This is a genomic window from Streptomyces maremycinicus, from assembly GCF_001184025.1.
Lineage (GTDB): Bacteria > Actinomycetota > Actinomycetes > Streptomycetales > Streptomycetaceae > Streptomyces > Streptomyces maremycinicus.
Genome location: NZ_BBYG01000018.1, coordinates 80,125 through 100,551, shown reverse-complemented (window position 1 = coordinate 100,551; position 20,427 = coordinate 80,125). Strand labels below are relative to the sequence as shown.

The 20,427-nt window shown below is 72.1% G+C and carries 17 protein-coding genes; 1 reads left to right on the top strand and 16 read right to left on the bottom strand.

The genetic code is table 11. The features are described 5' to 3' along the window. Positions 1 to 49: 49 nt before the first annotated feature. The 10 genes from AOQ37_RS41885 to AOQ37_RS27605 all read right to left on the bottom strand — a co-directional run bounded on the left by AOQ37_RS41885 (position 50) and on the right by AOQ37_RS27605 (position 11,370). The gene (locus tag AOQ37_RS41885) at positions 50 to 178 is read right to left on the bottom strand and encodes a hypothetical protein (protein WP_267888021.1); all 129 of its coding nucleotides are present in this window, start codon (positions 176 to 178) and stop codon (positions 50 to 52) included. Next, positions 175 to 2,487, bottom strand: coding sequence for a xanthine dehydrogenase family protein molybdopterin-binding subunit (locus tag AOQ37_RS27645; protein WP_062648002.1), 2,313 nt, complete (start codon positions 2,485 to 2,487; stop codon positions 175 to 177). The genes AOQ37_RS41885 and AOQ37_RS27645 overlap by 4 nt, the downstream gene beginning before the upstream one ends. Further along, positions 2,484 to 4,265, bottom strand: coding sequence for a 2Fe-2S iron-sulfur cluster-binding protein (locus tag AOQ37_RS27640; RefSeq protein WP_062648000.1), 1,782 nt, complete (start codon positions 4,263 to 4,265; stop codon positions 2,484 to 2,486). The genes AOQ37_RS27645 and AOQ37_RS27640 overlap by 4 nt, the downstream gene beginning before the upstream one ends. After that, entirely contained in the window at positions 4,262 to 5,155 is an 894-nt protein-coding gene (locus AOQ37_RS27635) for an FAD binding domain-containing protein (protein ID WP_062647998.1), read from the bottom strand. Before AOQ37_RS27635 ends, AOQ37_RS27640 begins: the two co-directional genes overlap by 4 nt. Before the next feature lie 237 nt (positions 5,156 to 5,392). Continuing rightward, positions 5,393 to 7,084 (bottom strand): beta-N-acetylhexosaminidase, encoded by a 1,692-nt coding sequence (locus AOQ37_RS27630; protein WP_062647996.1) that lies wholly within the window; start codon positions 7,082 to 7,084, stop codon positions 5,393 to 5,395. Between the two features lies 1 nt (position 7,085). Then, positions 7,086 to 7,931, bottom strand: coding sequence for a carbohydrate ABC transporter permease (locus AOQ37_RS27625; protein WP_062647994.1), 846 nt, complete (start codon positions 7,929 to 7,931; stop codon positions 7,086 to 7,088). An 11-nt stretch (positions 7,932 to 7,942) separates the two neighbouring features. Continuing rightward, positions 7,943 to 8,890, bottom strand: a complete 948-nt coding sequence (locus tag AOQ37_RS27620) for a carbohydrate ABC transporter permease (RefSeq protein WP_062648437.1) — start codon at positions 8,888 to 8,890, stop codon at positions 7,943 to 7,945. 32 nt (positions 8,891 to 8,922) lie between these two features. After that, a complete protein-coding gene (locus AOQ37_RS27615; protein ID WP_062647992.1) occupies positions 8,923 to 10,218 on the bottom strand; it encodes an extracellular solute-binding protein in 1,296 nt (431 codons plus the stop codon). A gap of 234 nt (positions 10,219 to 10,452) precedes the next feature. Further along, complete coding sequence (locus tag AOQ37_RS27610) at positions 10,453 to 10,755, bottom strand: DUF3039 domain-containing protein (protein ID WP_062647990.1); 303 nt, start codon at positions 10,753 to 10,755, stop codon at positions 10,453 to 10,455. 42 nt (positions 10,756 to 10,797) lie between these two features. After that, positions 10,798 to 11,370: a YqgE/AlgH family protein gene (locus AOQ37_RS27605; protein WP_062647988.1), complete on the bottom strand. Its 573-nt coding sequence runs from the start codon at positions 11,368 to 11,370 to the stop codon at positions 10,798 to 10,800. Positions 11,371 to 11,649: 279 nt separating this feature from the next. Between AOQ37_RS27605 and murA the strand changes: the two genes are divergently transcribed. Further along, the gene (gene murA / locus AOQ37_RS27600) at positions 11,650 to 12,996 is read left to right on the top strand and encodes a UDP-N-acetylglucosamine 1-carboxyvinyltransferase (protein WP_062647986.1); all 1,347 of its coding nucleotides are present in this window, start codon (positions 11,650 to 11,652) and stop codon (positions 12,994 to 12,996) included. A gap of 160 nt (positions 12,997 to 13,156) precedes the next feature. Here murA and AOQ37_RS27595 read toward each other — a convergent pair whose 3' ends face one another. The 6 genes from AOQ37_RS27595 to AOQ37_RS27570 form a co-directional block, all read right to left on the bottom strand. Further along, complete coding sequence (locus AOQ37_RS27595; RefSeq protein ID WP_004000874.1) at positions 13,157 to 13,438, bottom strand: HU family DNA-binding protein; 282 nt, start codon at positions 13,436 to 13,438, stop codon at positions 13,157 to 13,159. Positions 13,439 to 13,777: 339 nt separating this feature from the next. Continuing rightward, entirely contained in the window at positions 13,778 to 15,196 is a 1,419-nt protein-coding gene (locus AOQ37_RS27590) for an NAD-dependent malic enzyme (RefSeq protein ID WP_062647984.1), read from the bottom strand. A 425-nt stretch (positions 15,197 to 15,621) separates the two neighbouring features. After that, the gene (locus AOQ37_RS27585) at positions 15,622 to 18,000 is read right to left on the bottom strand and encodes a HelD family protein (RefSeq protein ID WP_062647982.1); all 2,379 of its coding nucleotides are present in this window, start codon (positions 17,998 to 18,000) and stop codon (positions 15,622 to 15,624) included. Positions 18,001 to 18,064: 64 nt separating this feature from the next. Further along, positions 18,065 to 18,847: an anti-sigma factor family protein gene (locus tag AOQ37_RS27580; RefSeq protein ID WP_062647981.1), complete on the bottom strand. Its 783-nt coding sequence runs from the start codon at positions 18,845 to 18,847 to the stop codon at positions 18,065 to 18,067. Positions 18,848 to 18,897: 50 nt separating this feature from the next. After that, a complete protein-coding gene (locus tag AOQ37_RS27575; RefSeq protein ID WP_010039908.1) occupies positions 18,898 to 19,419 on the bottom strand; it encodes a sigma-70 family RNA polymerase sigma factor in 522 nt (173 codons plus the stop codon). A 335-nt stretch (positions 19,420 to 19,754) separates the two neighbouring features. Continuing rightward, positions 19,755 to 20,330: a CGNR zinc finger domain-containing protein gene (locus AOQ37_RS27570; RefSeq protein ID WP_062647979.1), complete on the bottom strand. Its 576-nt coding sequence runs from the start codon at positions 20,328 to 20,330 to the stop codon at positions 19,755 to 19,757. Positions 20,331 to 20,427: the final 97 nt, after the last annotated feature.

Genomic DNA, 20,427 nt, shown 5'->3' with positions numbered 1-20,427 from the left:
CGGCTCGGCCCGATCGGCCCCTTTCCGGACCGATCGGCGCGATCGCCTCTCAGGTGAGGTACACGCCGCCCAGCACCACGACCACCGCCGCCACCACGAACAGCGCGATCCAGCCCAGCAGCCTGCCCACGCTCGGCGGGGGCTCGTACTGCCGGGAACCCGGCTCCGGCGCGCTCACCGGTCCGTCACCACCGCCGCCTGGGGCCTTATCGGCAGCCGGTTCACCGGGCGGCCCGTGGCGGCCCGCACGGCGGAGGCGATCGCCGCGGGCGAGGTCACCACCGGGACCGCGCTGGCGGCCTTCGCGCCGAACGGGGCGACCACGTCGCGTTCCTCGACCAGCTTGACGATCCGGATGTCCGGGGCGTCCAGGGCCGTGGGCAACGCGTAGCCGGTGAGGTCGGGGTGGCGGATCAGGCCCCTCGGCGTGCGGAGGTTCTCGGTGAGCGCGATGCCGACGCCCTGCGTGACCCCGGCCTCGATCCGCGCGGTGAGCTGCGCCGGGTTGAGGACGCGGCCCACGTCCTGGGCCACCGCCAGTTCGACGACCCGGACCGAGCCCAGCTCGATGTCGACGTCCACGACCGCGCGGATCGCGCAGAAGGCGAGGCCGACGAAGGCGTCGCCCTGGCCGGCCGCGTCCAGCGGCTCGGTCGGGTGCGGGCGGCACTGGGCCGTCGCCCACAGCTCCTTGCCGCGCATCTCCTCCGTGACGGTCGTCGACAGGACGCCGTCGTACGAGGTGATCTTGCCGTCGGTGATCTGGAGCAGCTCCGTGGACATGCCGAACTTGTGGGCCAGGGGCTGGAGCAGCTGGGTGCGGACCATCTTCGCCGCGCGTTCCACGGCGCCGCCGGACACCCATGTGTGGCGCCCCCGGCAGCCGGGGCCCGCGGGCGGCTGGTCGGTGTCGACGGGGGCCACGTGGACCTCGTCGACGCCCAGCGTCTCCTGGACGATCTGGCGGGCCAGCGTCGTGAAGCCCTGTCCCGTCTCCACCGCCGCGCACAGGACCGTCGCGACGCCGTCCTGGACCTTCACGGTCGCCGTGGAGACCTCGTCGGCGCCCTCCGCGCCCAGCATGTGCACCATGCCGAGCCCGTAGCCGACGCCCCGGCGCACCGCGCCCGGTTCGCCCGCGCCCTCGGGGCCGCCGGGCAGCAGCCAGTCCTCCTCGGGCGTGTCCTTGGGGAGCGCCGGAAGGGGGAACTCCTGGACGGCCCGGAGGAGTTCGGCCACGGGCGCCGGGCAGGTCACCGTCTGGCCGGTCGGCAGGACGTCCCCGGTCGCCATGGCGTTGCGCAGCCGCAGTTCCGCCGGGTCGACGCCGAGCTTCTTGGCCAGCTTGTCCATCTGCGCCTCGTAGGCGGCGCAGACCTGCATCGCGCCCTCGCCGCGCACATGGCCCGACGGCGGGTTGTTCGTGCGGACCGCCCAGCCCTCGATGAAGGCGTTCGGGACGACGTAGGGACCGCAGGCGAACGAGACGGCGGCGGCGAGGGCCTCGGCGGAGGTGTCGGCGTACGCGCCCGCGTCCAGCAGGATCTGCGCCTCGACCTTCACCAGCCGGCCCTCGGCGTCGGCGTGGTGGCGGTAGCGCAGCAGCGTCGGATGTCTGTGGGCGTGCCCGAGGAAGGACTCCTCGCGGGTGGCGGTGAGTTTCACCGGGCAGCCGGTCTTCAGCGCGAGCAGGCCGAGCGGGAGCTGGAAGCCCTGGTCCTCGCGGTCGGCGGTGGCACCGGGCACACCGGTGACGACGATCTTCACGCGCTCGGGTTCGAGGCCGTAGCAGGCGGCGGCGGTGTCGCGGTCGGTGTGCGGGTCGGTGGAGGCGAGGTACAGCTCCACACCGCCGTCGGGTCGGGGCACGGCGAGGCCGGCCTCGGCGCCGATCGGGGCGGGGTCGGCGCGGCCGATGCGGTACTGGCCCTCGACGACGACGTCGCCCGCCGCGGACGGGTCGCCGTGGTGCAGCGGGATGTGCCGGATCAGGTTGCCGTCGGGGTGCAGCGCCTCCGCCTCGAAGGCCTGCTCGGGGTCGATCACCGGGTCGAGCACCTCGTACTCGACGATGACGGCCGCGGCGGCCATCCGCGCGGTGTCCGGGTGGTCGGCGGCGACGGCCGCGATGGGCTCGCCGTGGTGGCGTACGACGTCGGAGGCGAACACCGGGCGGTCGGCCTTGCCGCGGCCGTGCAGCGCGCGGCCGGGGACGTCCTCGTGGGTGACGACGGCCCGGACGCCGGGCATCTCACGCGCGTGTGACGTGTCGATGGACACGATGCGCGCGTGCGGGTGCGGCGAGCGCAGTACGGCCGCCCACAGCAGGCCCTCGGCCCACAGGTCGGCGGCGTACGGGAAGGTGCCCTCGGTCTTGGCGCGCGCGTCGGCGGGCTGGAGGGAGGCGCCGAGGCCGTGCGGGATCGGCTCGGAGGCCGGGGTGGCGGGGTCCAGGGGGGTCGTCGTGGTGACCGTCTCGTTGCTCACGCCTGGCCTCCGTCCTGGCCCTGTCCGTACGCCGGGTCGTGCGGGTGGGGCTGTGCAGGGTTCTCGAACGCCGACGGGTGGACGCCTCCGGCGCCCGGTCCCGCCTGGTGCGGAATGCGCGCCTCGTCGCCGTCCGCCTCGGCCTCGGCGGCGGCGACCGCCTCGCGTTCGGCGACGACGTCCTGGACGGCGCGCAGGACGCCCCGGTAGCCGGAGCAGCGGCACAGGTTGCCGCACAGGGCCTGGCGCGCCTCGAGTTCGGTGGGGGCGGGGTTGCCCTCCAGCAGGTCGTGCACGGTCATCGCCATGCCGGGCACGCAGAAGCCGCACTGCACGGCACCGCACCGGGCGAGCGCCCGCTGCACGTCGGAGGGCCGGCCGTCGACGGCGAGGCCCTCGACGGTGCGGATCTCGCTCCCGGCGGTGGTGACGGCCGGGACCAGGCAGGAGGCGACGAGCCGGCCGTCCACCTGGACGTTGCAGGCTCCGCACTCGCCCTGCGAGCAGCCGTCCTTGGCGCCCGCGAGACCGAGCCGCTCGCGCAGGACGTAGAGCAGCGACTCGCCGATCCAGGCGTCGGTGACGGGTCGGTCGGAGCCGTTGACGCGCAGGGTGTAGGCGGCGAGGGGGTGTTCCTCGTGGAACGGCGCCGGGGCGTCGTCGGTGTGCTCGGCCGTCCCGTCGGGATCGTCCGGCCCGGTGGCCGCGTCCGCCTCGGGCTCGCCCTCGGTGTCCGCGGCGGCGGACCGGTCCTCGGGGGCGTCGGCCGGGCCGTGCTCGGCTCCGTGCGGGGCCGCGGGCTCGGCCGGCGGCTCCGCGGGGCCGTGGGCGGCCTCAGCGGGCTCGTGAGCGGCCTCGTGGGCGCGCTCGGCCTCCCCGGACGTCTCGGCCCTTCCCTCGGCCTCAGCGGCCCGCTGAGCGTCCCGCCCGGCGTCCGCCGGGGGGCCTTCGGGGGCGACCGTGTACGCCTCGGCGGAGATCTCCGGGGCGAACGACCCGGTGGGGTGCGTGAGCTGCCCGGTGTGGTCGGCGGCGGGGTGGTACCGGTCGGCGTCCACGGCCGTGGGGCCGTGCTCCGGGGCGTGTCCGTACGCGGGGGTGTCCGTCGCCGGCCGCGCGGCCGTGTCGGCCTCGTCGGTGTGCCGGCCCCAGGCCTGATCCGTCCCGCCGTGCTCGGTCGGGCCGTGGTCGGTCGGGCCGTGGTCCGTCGGGCCGGCCGGGGCCCAGGGCGCGGAGGCGCCGCCGGGCAGGGTGGCCGGGGGCGTGCCGCCCCACTGCTCGACCAGCGAGGAGGTGGTGAACTCGCCGGACTCGTCGGGCAGGTCGCCGCCCGCGACGGGGATCGACCACTGGCCCGTCACGTCGTGGCCGGGCGCGGGCCGCGGTGCGCCCGCCTGTCCCGAGGTGTCCTCGAAGGCCCACTGACCGGTCGCGCCGGGGTGGTACGTGAACCGGTCGTCGCCCACCGTCTGCGGGGTGTCCTGCGGGACGGGCCAGTCGGAGCCGCCGGCCGGAGCCGCCCAGGTGTCGTCCGTGGGGGGCGCCACCGCTATCTGCGGCGGCACGTACCCGTGGCCGGGCGCGGCGAGCGGGCTGTCGCCGCGGGCGGCCAGGAAGGCGTCGATGCCGCCCTCGGGGAGCTTCACGAAGGCGGTCGCGCCGTCGTCGTAGTCCCCCTGGGGCAGCGGGTCCCAGCGGCCGCCGCCCTGCGGCGCGCCCCGGCCCTGCCCTTCTTCCTGTCCGTTTCCGTGTCCGGGTCCGTGCTGGTCGTCGCTCACGACAGCGCCCTCCCCAGTGCTCGTCGGGCCAGCGCGGCGACGGTGCGCCGCAGGTGCAGTACGGCGGGCGGAAGTTCCGGTACGGAGCCGTCCACGCCCGGCACCGGGTCGGGGATGCAGGCGGCGGCGACGTACTCCCCGAAGGCGCTCAGCGCCTCGGGGACGATGGTGCGGTTGTTGTCCCAGTCGATGAGCCGGGCGACCCACTGCTCGGCCTCCAGCGGCCGCAGCGGCATCGGCGCTATGGCCCCGACGGCGCACCGGACGCCCCGTCGGGCGGGGTCCAGGACCAGCGCGACGGAGGCCACCGCGCGGCCCGGGCCGGTACGGCCGGTCGCCTTCAGGAAGATCTGCGGGGCGTGCAGCAGCGGCACGCGCACGTACCCGATGAGTTCGCCGCCGCGCAGCATCTCCATGCCGGCGAGCAGGTGCGACACCGGCATCTCACGGCGGGCTCCGCCCGGGCCCGCGATGATCAGGGTCGCCTCCAGCGCGGCCAGCACGGGCAGCGCGTCGCCCGTGGGCGCGGCCGAGGCGATGTTGCCGCCGAGGGTGCCCGCGTTGCGGATCTGCGGCGGGCCCGCGGCCCGCGCGGCCGCGGCGAGCGCCGGGATCAGGGCGGCGAAGTCGGGGCGGCCCATCCGCGCGTGGGTGAGTCCGGCGCCGAGCAGCGCGTGGCCGTCCTGGTACTGCCAGCCGCGGATCTCGCTGATGCGGCCGAGGCCGACCAGTCCGGTGGGCCTGAGCTGCCCCGAGTTGACGGCGGCCATGAGATCGGTGCCGCCCGCCACGGGCACGGCTGCGGGCATGGCGGCCAGCGCCGCCACGGCCTCGTCCAGCGTCGTGGGCAGCGTGACGGCCTGCCCCGCCTGCGGTGCGTGCGTGGTCAAAACCGGCTGCCCCTTCCCGCTGCCCCACCTGGTCCCACCTGTGCTGCCGTACGGTACGTGCTGACAGGGCGGACGTGGCAACTCTGGCACATCTTCGCAACACCCGAACGCGGGGGTCCGCTAGGAGGCATTCGCCCACCTCATCGCGGAGATGGTCCGTTTTCGTACGGCATCACCGATGCGCGTGAATTGCCACTCTTCGGTGAGCATGCCGGGGGTTGTCCAGGACGCGCGGTATCACCGGTTCGGGGGCGGGCCGTCGACCGGGCGCCCCAGGACACCCGGCCGCCGCTGCCACGGCCTGGGGCCGGCCGGCGGGCGGTAGCCGACGCCCAGTGCGTCGAGCCGCTCGTAGTGGGCCTCCATCCGCCGCTCGAAGTCGGCGAAGTCCCGCTCCCGAGGGGCGGGCAGGGCACTCCAGGCGACCTCGGCGAAGGCGGCGAGCCGGGGGAAGGCCTGGTAGTCCACGCGCGCCTGGTCCTCCATCACCTCGGTCCACAGGTTGGCCTGGGTGCCGAGCACCCGCCCCGCCTCCCGCGGTGTCAGCTCGGCGGGAACGGGTTCGAACCGGTAGACGTCCTCCAGGGTGCGCACGAACCCGATCGGCACGGGCTCGTCCGCGCCGGCGTCCTGCCGGTGGTCCAGGTACACCTGCTGCTCGGGGCACATCACGACGTCGTGCCCGGCCCGCGCGGCGGCGATCCCGCCCGCGTAGCCCCGCCAGGAGGACACCGCCGCCCCGTCCGCGAGGCCGCCCTCCAGGATCTCGTCCCAGCCGATGAGGCGCCTCCCGCGCGCGGAGAGCCAGGTGTCGAAGTGCCTGATGAACCAGGACTGGAGCTGGTCCTCGTCGGCGAGTCCGAGTTCCGTGATGCGGGCCTGCGCGGCCGGCGACCGCCGCCACTGGTCCTTGAGGCATTCGTCGCCCCCGACGTGAACGAACTCCGAGGGGAACAGCTCCAGGACTTCCTCGAAGACCCCTTCGTAGAAGCGCAGGGTGTTGTCGGAGGGGGCGAGCACGTGCGGACTGATCCCCCAGGTGTCCCACACGGCAACACCGGGGTCCCCCTCGCCGGACGCGTCGACGACATCGGTGTTGCCGAGTTCCGGATACGCGGCGATCGCGGCCTGCGAGTGGCCGGGGACGTCGATTTCGGGGACCACGGTGATATGCCGTTCGGTGGCGTAGGCGACGATCTCGCGGATGTCGTCGCGTGTGTAGAAGCCGCCGTGCGGCTTCTCCTCCCACAGCGGCGAGGCCCGGTGGCCGAATTTCGTGCGCGCCCGCCAGGAACCGACCTCGGTGAGCCGGGGGTACCGCTCGATCTCGATCCGCCAGCCCTGGTCGTCCGTCAGGTGGAAGTGGAAGACGTTGAGTTTGTGCGCCGCCATCAGGTCCAGGCAGCGCAGGACGCCGTCCTTGGGCATGAAGTGCCGGGCGACGTCGAGCAGGAGGCCGCGCCAGCGGAAGCGGGGGGCGTCCTCGATGATCCGGTGCGGGACGCCGATGCCGGTCCCCGGCCGCACGGGGGCGCGCCGGAACGCGTGCGGGCCGAGCAGCTGACGCAGGGTCTGCGCGCCCCAGAAGACGCCGGCCGGGCTTCCGCCGCGGATCTCGATGCCGCTGGTGGCGAGGACGCTCAGCCTGTAGGCCTCCGGCTCCATCGTGTCGTCCAGACACAGCCGTACGGAGTCGCGGACGTCCCGCGGGCCCGGACGCAGGGGCAGCCCGAAGGCCGCGCCGAGGGTGGCGCGCAGCCAGCGTTCGGTGCCCTCCGTGCCCGGCGCGGCCCACAGGGTGGTGTTCTCGTCGAGGTCGACACCACCGTGCCGGGAGCCGTCGACGGCACGCGGCGCGGGGACGAGGTCGGCGAGGTCGACGAGGTCGGCGCCGTCGACGCCGTCGACGCCGTCGAATGCGGAAGTCACATCAGTCCTTTACCGCTCCGTCCGGTCCGGAGACCAGCCGTCGCTGTACGAGTACGAAGAACACCAGAACCGGAATCGTCATCACCGTGGAACCCGCCATCACGCCGCCCCAGTCGGGGTCGTCCGGGTCGTAGAAGACCAGCAGGGCCATCGGCAGGGTCGACTGCGCGGTGTCGCTGATGATGAACGACTTGGCGAACAGGAAGTCGTTCCAGGCGGAGATGAAGGAGAACACGCTCGTGGCCACCAGACCCGGCAGGACGAGCGGGAAAAGGATCTGCCACAGAAAGCGCGTACGGCTCGCCCCGTCGAGATACGCGGCCTCCTCCAGCGCTTCCGGAACCGCTTTCACGAATCCTCTCAGCATCCAGATCGCGAAGGGCAGCGAGAAGGCGATGTGAGGCAGGATCAGCGACCCCAGGGTGTTCAGCTGACCGAGGTCCCGCATGAGGAAGAACAACGGGATCGTGAGCGCTTCCACGGGCACCATCTGGGCCACCAGGAACATGATCAGCAGGGTGGTGCGGAAGCGGAACCGGAATCGGGTCACCGCGGTCGCGGCGAGAAAGGCGATCGCTCCGGACGCGATCACCACCGCACCCGCGACGACAAGGCTGTTGAGGAAGTAGCGGCCGAATTCCTGCTGCCCGAGGACGCGCCGGAAGGAATCCAGGGAGGGCGCGAGCGTCCACGGCCGCGGCTCGCTCGAGCGGACCTCCCCGGCCGGTTTGAAGGCGCCCAGCACCATCCAGTAGAGCGGGAAGGCGACGACCACCGCGACCAGCAGCGCGCAGGCCTCGGCGGCGAACCGCCACGGGCGGGCCACCAGGCCCCGCACGGAACGCACGCCTGCTCCTTTCACAGCTCCTCCCCCTGCCGGCGCAGCAGCCTCAGGTACACCAGCGTCACGGCGAGCAGGATCAGCAGCATCACGACGCCGATCGCCGCGCCCAGCCCGTACTGGGAGGACGCGAAGGCCTGTTGGTAGGCGTAGACGTTCAGGACGAGGTTCTGCCCGGCGATGCCGCCCCCGTTCGTCATCACATAGATCTGGGTGAAGACCTTGAAGTCCCAGATGACCGACTGGATGGTCACGACCACGAGGATCGGCCGCAGCATCGGGGCCAGCACGGACCGCCAGATCCGCCACTGCGAGGCGCCGTCCAGGGCCGCCGCCTCCAGGACCTCGGAGGGCACGGAGCGGATCCCCGCGTAGACGGTCACCATCACGAACGGGAAGGAGCACCAGACCACTTCGAGCAGGACGAGGAGGAAGGCGCTGAGGCGGCCGTACGTCCACGAGTGGTCGCCGAGGCCCAGCAGCCGGTTCACCGGACCGAAGTCGGGGTCGAACAGGAACAGCCAGACCGTGGAGCCGGTGACCGCGGGGGTCGCCCAGGCGCCCGTCGCGGCCAGCATCAGCGCCAGCCGCGGCAGGGCCCGCACGCGGGTCAGGAGCACGGCGAGCGCGCAGCCGACGGCGAGGGTGGACACGACACAGGCCGCGGCGAAGACGACGGTCGACGCGAGCACCTGCCGGAACAGGTCGTCGGAGAAGACGTCCGCGTAGTTGCCGAAGCCCCGGAAGGCGGTGGGTTCACCGCCGCTGACCTGGGCCTGGGTGTAGCGGAAGAGCGATATCAGGCCGAGCTGGTAGACGGGGTAGGCGAGCAGGGCGGCCAGGACGACGAGAGCGGGCGCGAGGTACAGCCAGGGGGTCGCGGGACGCCGCCCGCCACGACCGGCCCGGGGGCGCGGGCAACTGCGCGCCCGGCCGGGTGGTGCGACCCGCGGTCGCCCGCGCACCTGCGTGCCCGAGCCGTGGGGCGTCACCGGCGTCACCCGGCGGAGCCGAACGCGGCGTCCATCTTCCGCGCCGCCTCAGCCGAGGCCGCGGCCACGTCCTTCTTGCCGCTGACGACCTCCTGGAACATCGTCGGCAGGACGAGGGACGAGTCGATCCGCGACCACGCGGGCGACGCGGGCACGAACCTGGTCCCGGCGGCCAGGGTCCGAACGAAGGGCTTCACGAAGGGCTCCTCGGCGGCGGCCTGGTCCCGGACGTCCGTGAAGGTGGGCAGGAAGCCCATGGCGTCGAACAGCGAGGCCTGGGTCTTCTTCGAGGCGAGGGCCTCCATCAGCCGGACGGCGAGCGTGCGGTGCGAGGTGCTCTTCAGCACACCGATGTTGTTGCCGCCCGCGAACGCCGGGGCGATCGAGCCGGCCGTCACTCCCGGCAGCGGTACGACGGCGTACGCGCCCTTCACCTTGCCGGCCTCCACGGCCGCGTGGCTGAAGTCGCCGCCGATGGCCATGCCCGCCTTGCCCGCGGCGAACGCGGTGACGGTGTCGTTGCCGCCCATGCCCGCGCACTTGGCGGCGGGACAGTTGTCGTCGGAGAAGAGGGACGTGTACGCGGTGATGCCCTTGCGGGCGGCCGCGCTGTCGATGCCGGAGGCGTACGAGCCGCCCTTGCCGGTGGCGAGCTCGCCGCCGTTGGCCCACACGAAGGGCATCGCGCCGTAGGTGTAGGCGCCACCGACCACCAGCCCGTACAGGTCGGGTTTCGCGGCGCGGATCCTGCGGGCGGTGGCCGCCAGCTCGGCCATGGTCCCCGGGACCTTCAGCCCGAGTTCCTCGAAGACGTCCGTGCGGTAGTACAGGGCGCGGACGCCGACGTAGAAGGGCGCGCCGTAGACCTTGCCGTCGACGGTGACGGACTGCCGGGCGGTGGGGTCGGTCGCCTCGGCCTCGCTCCAGTCGGCGAAGTCCCGGGTGACGTCGAGGAGTCCGCCGTCGTGGACGTAGCCGGCCGTGTCGGTGTTGCCGTACTCGATGACGTCGGGAGCGGACGCGGGGTCGTTGAAGGCGGCCTTCACGCGCTGGGCGCGGGTCTCGACCGGGATGTACTCGACGTCGACCCTCACGCCGTCGTGGGCCTTCTCGAAGGCGGCGACGGCCGCGTCGACGACCCGCTCCTTGGGCTTGTTGCCGACCTCCTGGAAGAGCCAGACGCGCAGGGTGCCCGTCTTGTCGTCGGTGCCGGAAGAGGAGTTGTCGGACGTCTGGGGGGCGCAGGCGGTGACGACCAGCGCGGCGGCCGCGAGCGCGGCCAGCCGGATGGGGAGCTTCATACGCGATCCTCCGAGCGTTGCAACATATGCAATAACTGTTTCGCTCTGCACAACACTTCGGAGGCTAGGGACAACATGAACATGCCGACAAGAGGTCTCCACCACTCTGTGACCACCTGACGCACCCCGTGCAACGACAAAGACGACAGCTCATGTCAAGACATGACACCGGGACGCCGAAGGCCCCCGGGGCGCGTCACATCGCGCCCCGGGGGCCCCGGAAAGTTCCTGCGGCTACTTCTTGTCGCCGCCGCCCTTGCCCTTGTCGTCCCCGCCGCCGGCCATGGACTCGAAGATCTCCTTGCACATGGGGCAGACGGGGTACTTCTTCGGGTCGCGGCCCGGCACCCAGACCTTGCCGCACAGCGCCACGACGGGCGTCCCGTCGAGGGCGCTCGCCATGATCTTGTCCTTCTGGACGTAGTGGGCGTAGCGCTCGTGGTCCCCGTCGCCGTGCGACACCTGCGGCGTCGGCTCTACGAGGGTCCCCGTCCCAGTGCCTCGCTGGGGCTGGGTCTCAGGCTCAAGAGTGCTCATAGCGCCAAGGGTACTGAAGCCCGGTCCCGAAGCTCACACCCGTCAGTTGAGCGAGGCGTCGTCCGGATACGTCGCCACCATCGCGAGTTCGCTGCGCTGGCGGCGCAGCACCTCGCGCCAGAGTCTCTCGGGGGACGGCGAGGAGACGTCGCCGGGTTCGGACTCCACGACGTACCAGGCGCCCTCGCCCAGCTCGTCCTCCAGCTGGCCGGGGCCCCACCCGGCGTATCCGGCGAAGATCCGCAGGGAGCCGAGGGCCGAGGCCAGCAGTTCCGGCGGGGCCTCCAGGTCGACGAGGCCGATCGCGCCGTGCACCCGGCGCCAGCCGATCGGGGTGCCGTCGACGGCCGTGCCGCCCGGGATGACGGCGATCCCGAGAGCCGAGTCCAGCGACACCGGGCCGCCCTGGAAGACGACGCCGGGTTCACCGGTGAGATCCGCCCAGCCCTCCAGGATGTCGCTCACGCCCACCGGTGTGGGCCGGTTGAGGACGACACCGAGGGAGCCCTCCTCGTCGTGGTCGAGAAGGAGCACCACCGCACGGTCGAAGTTCGGGTCCGCCAGGGCGGGCGTTGCCACGAGCAGCCGCCCCGTGAGCGAGGACACCTCGGTCATGCCAGACATGATCCCGCATCTTCGCGGGAAGTGGGGAGGCAATCCGGGCACAGGGGACGCGCACGGGTGCGGTCCGGGCGCACGGGCCCGCGGGGGCGTCCGACGGTGACCCCACGTGCCCGGCGGGAAACGGTTCGTGTTGTGACACAGCTATGACGTACCTGGGTGGTCCCTGGGCTTACGGGACAGGGGCCGACGGCGATTACTCTGTCTCATCTGGCCCTGCCCCCGACACCAACGGCCCTTGCCCCAACCCACCATCCATGGAACGCGAGATACATGACCGTCAACGGCTCTGACGACGTACTGCTTGTCCACGGCGGCACCCCGCTCGAGGGCGAGATCCGTGTCCGCGGTGCGAAGAACCTCGTACCCAAGGCCATGGTCGCCGCCCTGCTGGGCAGTGAGCCGAGTCGGCTGCGCAACGTTCCGGACATCCGTGACGTGCGGGTCGTACGCGGCCTGCTCCAACTGCACGGTGTGACGGTCCGGCCGGGCGAGGAGCCGGGCGAGCTGGTGCTCGACCCGACCTACGTGGAGAGCGCCAACGTCGCCGACATCGACGCCCACGCGGGTTCGAGCCGGATTCCGATCCTGTTCTGCGGCCCGCTCCTGCACCGCCTCGGCCACGCGTTCATCCCGGGCCTGGGCGGCTGCGACATCGGCGGCCGGCCCATCGACTTCCACTTCGACGTGCTGCGGCAGTTCGGCGCGAAGATCGAGAAGCGGGAGGACGGCCAGTACCTGGAGGCCCCGCAGCGGCTGCGCGGCACGAAGATCCGGCTGCCGTACCCGTCCGTCGGCGCGACCGAGCAGGTGCTGCTGACCGCCGTCCTGGCCGAGGGCGTCACCGAGCTCTCGAACGCGGCCGTGGAGCCGGAGATCGAGGATCTCATCTGCGTGCTCCAGAAGATGGGCGCCATCATCGCGATGGACACCGACCGCACCATCCGCATCACCGGTGTCGACAAGCTCGGCGGCTACAACCACGCCGCCCTGTCGGACCGTCTGGAGGCCGCCTCCTGGGCGTCCGCGGCGCTGGCGACCGAGGGCAACATCTATGTCCGCGGCGCCCAGCAGCGCTCGATGATGACGTTCCTGAACACCTACCGCAAGGTGGGCGGCGCCTTCGAGATCGACGACGAGGGCATCCGCTTCTGGCACCCCGGCGGCCAGCTGAAGTCCATCGCGCTGGAGACGGACGTCCACCCCGGTTTCCAGACGGACTGGCAGCAGCCGCTGGTCGTCGCCCTGACGCAGGCCACGGGCCTGTCGATCATCCACGAGACGGTCTACGAGTCCCGGCTGGGCTTCACCTCCGCGCTCAACCAGATGGGCGCCCACATCCAGCTGTACCGCGAGTGCCTCGGCGGCTCCGACTGCCGCTTCGGGCAGCGCAACTTCCTGCACTCCGCGGTCGTGTCGGGCCCCACGAAGCTCCAGGGCGCCGATCTGGTCATCCCCGACCTCCGCGGCGGCTTCTCGTACCTGATCGCCGCCCTCGCGGCCCAGGGCACCTCCCGGGTCCACGGCATCGACCTCATCAACCGCGGCTACGAGAACTTCATGGAGAAGCTCGTCGAGCTGGGCGCGAAGGTCGAGCTGCCCGGCAAGGCACTGGGCTAGCACCAGCGCTCGCGGAACGCCGATGGGCGGCCACCCGGATCCGGGTGGCCGCCCATCGGCGTTCGACGCGCCCTTGACGGGCACACCCCGAAGAGACGCGGGGAACAGCAGGACCGGCCACTGACGGCCGGCAGCTGCCCACGGCGCTCCGACGGAGCGCTTACTTGCCCTTGGCCGCTTCCTTGAGCTTCGAGCCCGCGGAGACCTTGACGCTGTAGCCGGCCGGGATCTGGATCGGGTCGCCGGTCTGCGGGTTGCGGGCGGTGCGAGCGGCACGGTGGGTGCGCTCGAAGGTCAGGAAGCCGGGGATCGTGACCTTCTCGTCGCCCTTGGAGACGATGTCGCCGACGACCTCGGCGAACGCGGCCAGCACTGCGTCGGCGTCCTTGCGGGTCACCTCGGCGCGGTCGGCCAGCGCGGCCACCAGCTCACTGCGGTTCATGTTGTTACTCCCGTGTTCTTCTTGCCGTTGCGGCGTGCCACGCGGCGGAGCCGCATGTTGGGCACAGCGAAAGTCGTTGTGCACGCGCCCAGAGACGCATCCTGCCCCTACCAGCGGCGGGAAAGCCAATCCGGCACCCGCACGGAGTCGTGAGACAACCCTTGGGAGTCACACGATGGGCGGTTGGGTCGGGCGCAACCCTAGAGGGCTGTCCGCGGCGCGGGGTTCCGCGACGCGCCGTTGTGAGGGCCGCCGTGGCGATCCTCACAGCCCCCGCCTACCCTGCGCCGCCGGGACCATGGGTCCGGATGTCGTCGGGCGCGGGGGCCGGCGTCGAGCCTACGAGGCCGAGGCTCCCGCCGCCTTCGCGGCCTCACGCACCGCGCCCGCCACCGCGCCGGCGACCTTGTCGTTGAAGACGCTCGGGATGATGTAGTTCGGGTTGAGCTCGTCGTCGCTCACGACCTCCGCGAGGGCCTTCGCCGCCGCGAGCATCATCTCCGTGTTGACGGTGCGGGACTGCGCGTCCAGCAGGCCCCGGAAGACGCCCGGGAAGACCAGCACGTTGTTGATCTGGTTGGGGAAGTCGGAGCGGCCGGTGGCCACCACGGCGGCCGTCTGACGGGCGATCGCCGGGTCGACCTCGGGGTCCGGATTCGCGAGCGCGAACACGATCGCGTCGTCGGCCATGGCGGCCACGTCGTCGCCGTCGAGGACGTTCGGGGCGGAGACGCCGATGAAGACGTCCGCGCCGCGCACGGCCTCCTTCAGGGTGCCGGTGAGGCCCTCGGGGTTGGTGTTGTCGGCGATCCAGCACAGCGCCGAGTCCGGGGCCGCGTCGACCAGGTCCGCGCGGTCCGCGTGGACGACGCCGTGGATGTCGGCGACCACCGCGTTCTTCACGCCGGCCGCGAGCAGCAGCTTGAGGATGGCGGTGCCGGCCGCGCCGGCGCCGGACATGACGACCCGCACGTCCCCGATGCCCTTGTTCACGACACGCAGGGCGTTCGTGAGGGAGGCCAGGACGACGATCGCGGTGCCGTGCTGGTCGTCGTGGAAGACGGGGATGTCGAGGGCCTCGCGCAGCCGGGCCTCGATCTCGAAGCAGCGGGGGGCGGAGATGTCCTCCAGGTTGATGCCCGCGAAGCCGGGGGCGATGGCCTTGACGATCTCGACGATCGCGTCGGTGTCCTGGGTGTCCAGGCACAGCGGCCAGGCGTCGATGCCGGCGAACCGCTTGAAGAGGGCGGCCTTGCCCTCCATGACCGGCAGCGCGGCCTTCGGGCCGATGTTGCCGAGGCCCAGGACGGCCGAGCCGTCCGTCACGACCGCAACGGAGTTGCGCTTGATGGTGAGGCGGCGGGCGTCCTCGGGGTTCTCGGCGATCGCCATGCAGACGCGGGCCACGCCCGGCGTGTAGATCATCGAGAGGTCGTCACGGTTGCGGATGGGGTGCTTGGACGCCATCTCGATCTTGCCGCCGAGGTGCATCAGGAACGTACGGTCGGAGACCTTGCCGAGGGTGACGCCCTCGATGCCGCGCAGCTGCTCGACGATCTCGTCGGCGTGGGCGGTGGAGGTGGCGGCGATGGTGACGTCGATGCGGAGCTTCTCGTGGCCGGACGCGGTGACGTCGAGGCCGGTCACCGAGCCTCCGTGGGACTCCACGGCCGTGGTGATCTGGGAGACCGCCGTTCCGCTCGCGGGCACCTCCAGACGGACCGTGATCGAGTAGGAGACGCTGGGCGCCGTTGCCATGGCCGACTTCCTCTGCACTGCTGGGTCGCGGGTTTGCCGTCCGATCGTCGCACCTACCGACGAGTACGTGAAAGCCGCCCCGGGTTGCGATCGTTTTGTTCTCAATCAAGTCGTTCCGGCCGCCGGGAGCAGGGCCGTGGGGGGCGGCGGAGATCGCGGAGAGCGGCGACAGAGTGAGAAAAGTGCGAGAAAAGAGCAAGGAGAGGGCGGGGCGAGGGCAACGAGAGAGGCCCACATCACAGTGATGTGGGCCTCTCTCACGTTCATGACACCGGCCCGCCATGCTCGCCTCGCGGCAAGTGGTCGCTCGTAGCGACGAAGGTTGGGCCCGGGGGCTTGGATCGAGCCGGTGTCACGACCAGGCTAACAAACGGATGGCCGAAGACCATTCCCGTGCGGGGAGTTCACAGGAAACGATCCGCCGTTCAGTCCCTCAGGAGGTCCGGGACGCCGTTCGCGTCCGGTTCGTCGCGGTCCCCGGAGACGACCGTGAGCTGCTGGGTGGCCCGGGTGAGGGCCACGTACAGCACCCGCAGGCCGGCCGGGCTCTCGTCCGCGATCTCCGCCGGGGAGACGACGACCGTGGCGTCGTACTCCAGGCCCTTGGCCTCCAGGCTGCCGAGGGCCACCACCCGGTCGCCGAGTCCGGCGAGCCAGCGTCTCGCCTCCTCGCGGCGGTTCATGGCGACCACGACGCCGACGGTGCCGTCCACCCGCTCCAGCAGGCGCCCGGCCTCCGCGCGGACGGTGGCACCCAGGGTGTCGGTGACGGCCTCGAAGCGCGGCACGACCCCCGTCGACCTGACCGCCGACGGGGATTCGGCGCCCGGCATGGCCAGCGCCAGCACCTTGGCGGCCAGCTCGGCGATCTCGGCCGGGTTGCGGTAGTTCACCGTCAGCTGGAAGCGGCGGCGCGGGCGGGTGCCGAGGGCCTCGTCGCGGGCCTCGGCGGCCTCGTCGGGGTCGGACCAGGAGGACTGGGCCGGGTCGCCGACGACCGTCCAGGTGGCGTGCCGGCCCCGGCGGCCTACCATGCGCCACTGCATCGGAGTGAGGTCCTGTGCCTCGTCCACGATGACGTGGGCGTACTCGGTGCGCTCCTGGGCGAGCCGCTCGGCGCGCTCGCGCTGCGTCTCCTCGCGGACCGGCATCAGCTCCTCCAGTCCGGTGAGCTGGTCCAGCGGGTCGTACTCGCGCCGCTTCCTCGGGCGGAACGGCGCGCCGAGGATCGCCTCGAGCTCGTCGAGCATGGCGATGTCGTGCACCGAGCGGCCCTCCCGCTTGAGGGCACGGGCGACCTTGCGGACCTCCCCCGGGTTGAGGATGCGCCGGGCCCAGCGGCCGAGCCGCCGTTCGTCGGACATGGCCGCGAGGACGGCCTGCGGGGTCAGCTCGGGCCACCAGGCGTCGAGGAAGGCGATGAACGAGTCCTCGCTGGTCACGTCCTCGTCGAAGGAGGAGCGCAGCTCGGCGGCGAGCTCGGGGTCGCTGTGCCGGCCGGCCGCGCCGGAGCGCTCCCACAGGGCGTCCAGGAGCAGCTTGCGGGCGCGGGGGCGCAGGAGGTTCACCGGAGCGGTGCCGCTGAGGGCGCTCTGCCGGACGCGGTCCAGGTCGGCGGCCTCCAGCTCCAGCCGGCGGCCGAAGGCGACGACCCGCAGCCGGGTCGGCGTCCCGGTCGGCGCGGGGGTCTCGCCGCTCTCCTCGTCGGGGTCCGCGAAGGCCATCTGGGCGGGGGGCAGGCCGCCGCTCTCCAGCGCGCCGCGGGCGGCCTTGCGCAGCACCCTCAGCATCCGGTACGACCCCTTGGCCCGGGCCACCGCAGGGGAGTCGTACAGGGTGGCCTCGACGCCGTCGACCAGGGAACCGATGGCGCGGATGGCGACCTGGCCCTCCTCGCCGAGCGAGGGCAGCACACCCTCGGTGTACGCCACGAGCAGCGGGGTGGGCGAGACGATCAGGATGCCGCCCGCGTACCGGCGCCGGTCCTGGTAGAGCAGATAGGCGGCCCGGTGCAGCGCCACGGCGGTCTTGCCGGTGCCCGGGCCGCCCTCGACGTACGTCACGGAGGCGGCGGGGGCGCGGATGACCAGGTCCTGCTCGGCCTGGATGGAGGCGACGATGTCGCGCATGGTGTGGCTGCGGGCCTGTCCGAGGGCGGCCATGAGGGCGCCGTCGCCGATGACGGGCAGGTCACCGCCGTCCAGGACCGCCTTCAGCTCGGGACGCATCAGGTCGTCCTCGACGCCGAGGACGCGACGCCCCTTCGAGCGGATCACCCGGCGCCGTACGACCCGACCCGGATCGACCGGGGTCGACCGGTAGAAGGGCGCCGCGGCCGGTGCCCGCCAGTCGATGACCAGCGGGGAGTAGTCGGAATCGAGGACTCCGATACGGCCGATGTGCAGGGTCTCGGCGATGTCGGCGGTGTTGTCGGCGCGGACGGCCCCCTCCGCGGGCTCCACCGCGGTGTAGGCGCCGTCCGGGCCCTTCTTGCCGTCCTTCCCGGCGAGCAGGTCGATCCGCCCGAACAGGAAGTCCTCGAACTCGTTGTTGAGCCGGTTGAGGTGGACACCGGCGCGGAACACCTGGGCGTCCCGCTCGGCGAGGGCGCCGGGCGTGCCGACCTGCCCCCGCTTGGCCGCGTCGTGCATCAGGAACTCCGCCTCGTGGATCTTCTCCTCGAGGCGCCGGTACACCCGGTCGAGGTGTTCCTGTTCGATGCCGATCTCTCGGTCCCGCACCGAATCCGGCGCGGTGGGCCGAACCGATCCGACCGCGGTCTCCTGCTGTGCCTGAACGGCCACCGGGCCCCCTTCTGACGTGCTGGGCAGCCGTCAACCGTACGCGAAGGGGACCCCGTGTAGGAAGTTACGCGTCGATCTGGACGAGCTTCTTGCCGTCGAAGGTCATGACCTCGAAGTGATCGATCTCGTTGGTCTTGAAGGCGGCGCCGCCCACGACGTAGAGCGGGTTCTTGGCCTGCTCGGTCTTGGCGTTCGCGATGCCGTAGCCCCACTCCGGGACCGACCAGGAGGAGACCGTCTCGCGCTCGCCGTTCTTGCCGACGGCGATGAGCGAGCACTTCTCCGGGCCCGTCACGTTCTTCAGCTCGACGCCGATCTCCGTGCCCCACGCCTTCTCGCCCATGGCGACGGTCGCGGCGACCTTCGAGGCGGAGTCGGTCGCGGAGACCCGGTCGGTCAGGGTCGCGAAGGTGTCCTTGGCGGAGTTCGCGGACTTGGTGGCGCTCGCCTCGGTCCCCTTGGTGCCGCTGTCCCCGCCGGTCGCCGCCAGCACGGTGAGCGGACCGCCGATGATCAGCGCGGCCGCGGCCGCCACCAGGAAGAACGAGCGGCGGCGCTTGGCCGCGCGGCGCTCGGACACCTCGTCGACCAGCCGTTCCGCGAGCCGCGGGCTGGGGCGGGCGGACAGGGACTCGCCGATCGCGGGGGTGCCGGTGCCCGGCAGGTCCGCGAGGGCGGCCAGCATGGGTTCCATGCCGGCGAGCTCGTCGAGCTGCTGGGCGCACCACTCGCAGCCGGCGAGATGCATCTCGAAAGCGGTTGCTTCGGCGTCGTCGAGAATCCCGAGGGCGTACGCGCCGACGGTCTCGTGTTCGCTCGGGCTCGGAGATCCCGTAGATCCCTGCATGGCTCCAGACATACCCGAACCACCTGCTCCGAATCCCCCGTAAACGCTCATCACGCCGTCACCCCCCGCTCCTCCAGAGCCAGCTTCATCGACCGCAGGGCATAGAAGACCCGTGAGCGCACGGTGCCGCTGGGTATCCCCAGCGTCTCGGCCGCCTCGTTGACGGTACGCCCCTTGAAGTACGTCTCGACGAGCACCTCCCGGTGGGCCGGGGTCAGGTCGTCGAGCGCGTCGGACAGCGTCATCAGCCACAGCGCCTTGTCGATCTCGTCCTCCGCAGGAATGACCTCCAGCGGCGACGGGTCGACCTCCTGCGGCCGGGCCTGCCGGCTGCGGTGGCCGTCGATGACGATGCGGCGTGCGACCGTCACCAGCCAGGGGCGTACAGATCCGGTCGCACGATTGAGCTGACCGGCGTTCTTCCAGGCACGGATGAGCGTCTCCTGCACGACGTCCTCGGCGCGCTGCCGGTCTCCGGCAACCAGGCGCAGGACATACGCAAGCAGGGGTCCGGCATGCTCCCGATACAGAGCACGCATCAGCTCCTCGTCAGGTTCCGAGGGCTGGGACATGCGATGTCGGGCCCTCGATCCACGTTCATTGGCCACGGCCGCATCCTTGCGCACGCCCACCTCCGGTGTCCGGGGGTTCCCCCAGTCGGTCGCTCGCTGACGGGTACGCAGGCGGGGCGTCGAGCGTTCAAACCCGGGAGACAGTTTTCTTCGGGGTGTCATGACGAGCGGGGACATGGCGGCACATTCCCACCGCTTCTTCTTTACATTTTCGCCACATCGACAAGATCGCGGCGACTGCCCGGCGCGCGGCCAAGGTAAACGGCGTGTAATCGAAATCACTTCGACAGCCGGACGAGGGCGCCTCCACGAAAGCCGCATACCAGGCAGGGCAGTTACGGCGGTGAGGCGAGTGCCGCCCGCCGACGGTGGCGCGCAACCCGCTCCCGGTTCCCGCAGACCTCGCTGGAACACCAGCGGCGCCGACGCCCCCGGGACATGTCGACGTACACGATGGGGCAGTTGTCCCCGGCGCACTGCCGCAGCCCCGCGCGGGCGACGGGATCGGTGAGCAGCTCCACCGCGTCCCGGGCCACGGCGGCCAGCAGCGCGCCGCACGCCGGCGGGCCGGCCAACTCGCGCACGAGTCCCCCGTCTTCGCCGCGCACCGCACGCGGGACCGGGGGCACGGCCCGGGCGGCGTCGTTGACGCGGGCCAGGGCGAGGTCGAACGCGCCGGTCTCGGTGCGGGCGAGCCATCCGTGCACCAACCGGCCGGTGTTGCGCCGCAGTTCACGGAAGGCGGGCGGCCAGGAGGCGTCGGCGTGGCCGAGCGCCGTGTCCGGCGGGACGAGTCCGGAGCCGCGGATCCACGCGCACAACGGCGCGACCGCGTCGAGCCGTTCGATGGGATGCGCGGTCGCGAGCAGGTCGAGACAGATCCGCCCGGCGTCGAAACGGAGCTCGTCCATGCGCGTGTCACCGCCAACCGAGGGGCACTGCCCGGGAATCCGTCCCTTCACAGTGCCAGCGCCGGACGCCGATCACCAGCCCGCCCGACGATCCAGG

Excerpts from the sequence above, each read along its gene's own strand:
- AOQ37_RS27580 (WP_062647981.1), bottom strand. The coding sequence starts at position 18,847 with ATGCAGGGATCTACGGGATCTCCGAGCCCGAGCGAACACGAGACCGTC.
- AOQ37_RS27615 (WP_062647992.1), bottom strand. The coding sequence starts at position 10,218 with ATGAAGCTCCCCATCCGGCTGGCCGCGCTCGCGGCCGCCGCGCTGGTC.
- AOQ37_RS27605 (WP_062647988.1), bottom strand. The coding sequence starts at position 11,370 with ATGACCGAGGTGTCCTCGCTCACGGGGCGGCTGCTCGTGGCAACGCCC.
- AOQ37_RS27610 (WP_062647990.1), bottom strand. The coding sequence starts at position 10,755 with ATGAGCACTCTTGAGCCTGAGACCCAGCCCCAGCGAGGCACTGGGACG.
- AOQ37_RS27575 (WP_010039908.1), bottom strand. The coding sequence starts at position 19,419 with ATGTCCCAGCCCTCGGAACCTGACGAGGAGCTGATGCGTGCTCTGTAT.
- murA (WP_062647986.1), top strand. The coding sequence starts at position 11,650 with ATGACCGTCAACGGCTCTGACGACGTACTGCTTGTCCACGGCGGCACC.
- AOQ37_RS27570 (WP_062647979.1), bottom strand. The coding sequence starts at position 20,330 with ATGGACGAGCTCCGTTTCGACGCCGGGCGGATCTGTCTCGACCTGCTC.
- AOQ37_RS27590 (WP_062647984.1), bottom strand. The coding sequence starts at position 15,196 with ATGGCAACGGCGCCCAGCGTCTCCTACTCGATCACGGTCCGTCTGGAG.
- AOQ37_RS27595 (WP_004000874.1), bottom strand. The coding sequence starts at position 13,438 with ATGAACCGCAGTGAGCTGGTGGCCGCGCTGGCCGACCGCGCCGAGGTG.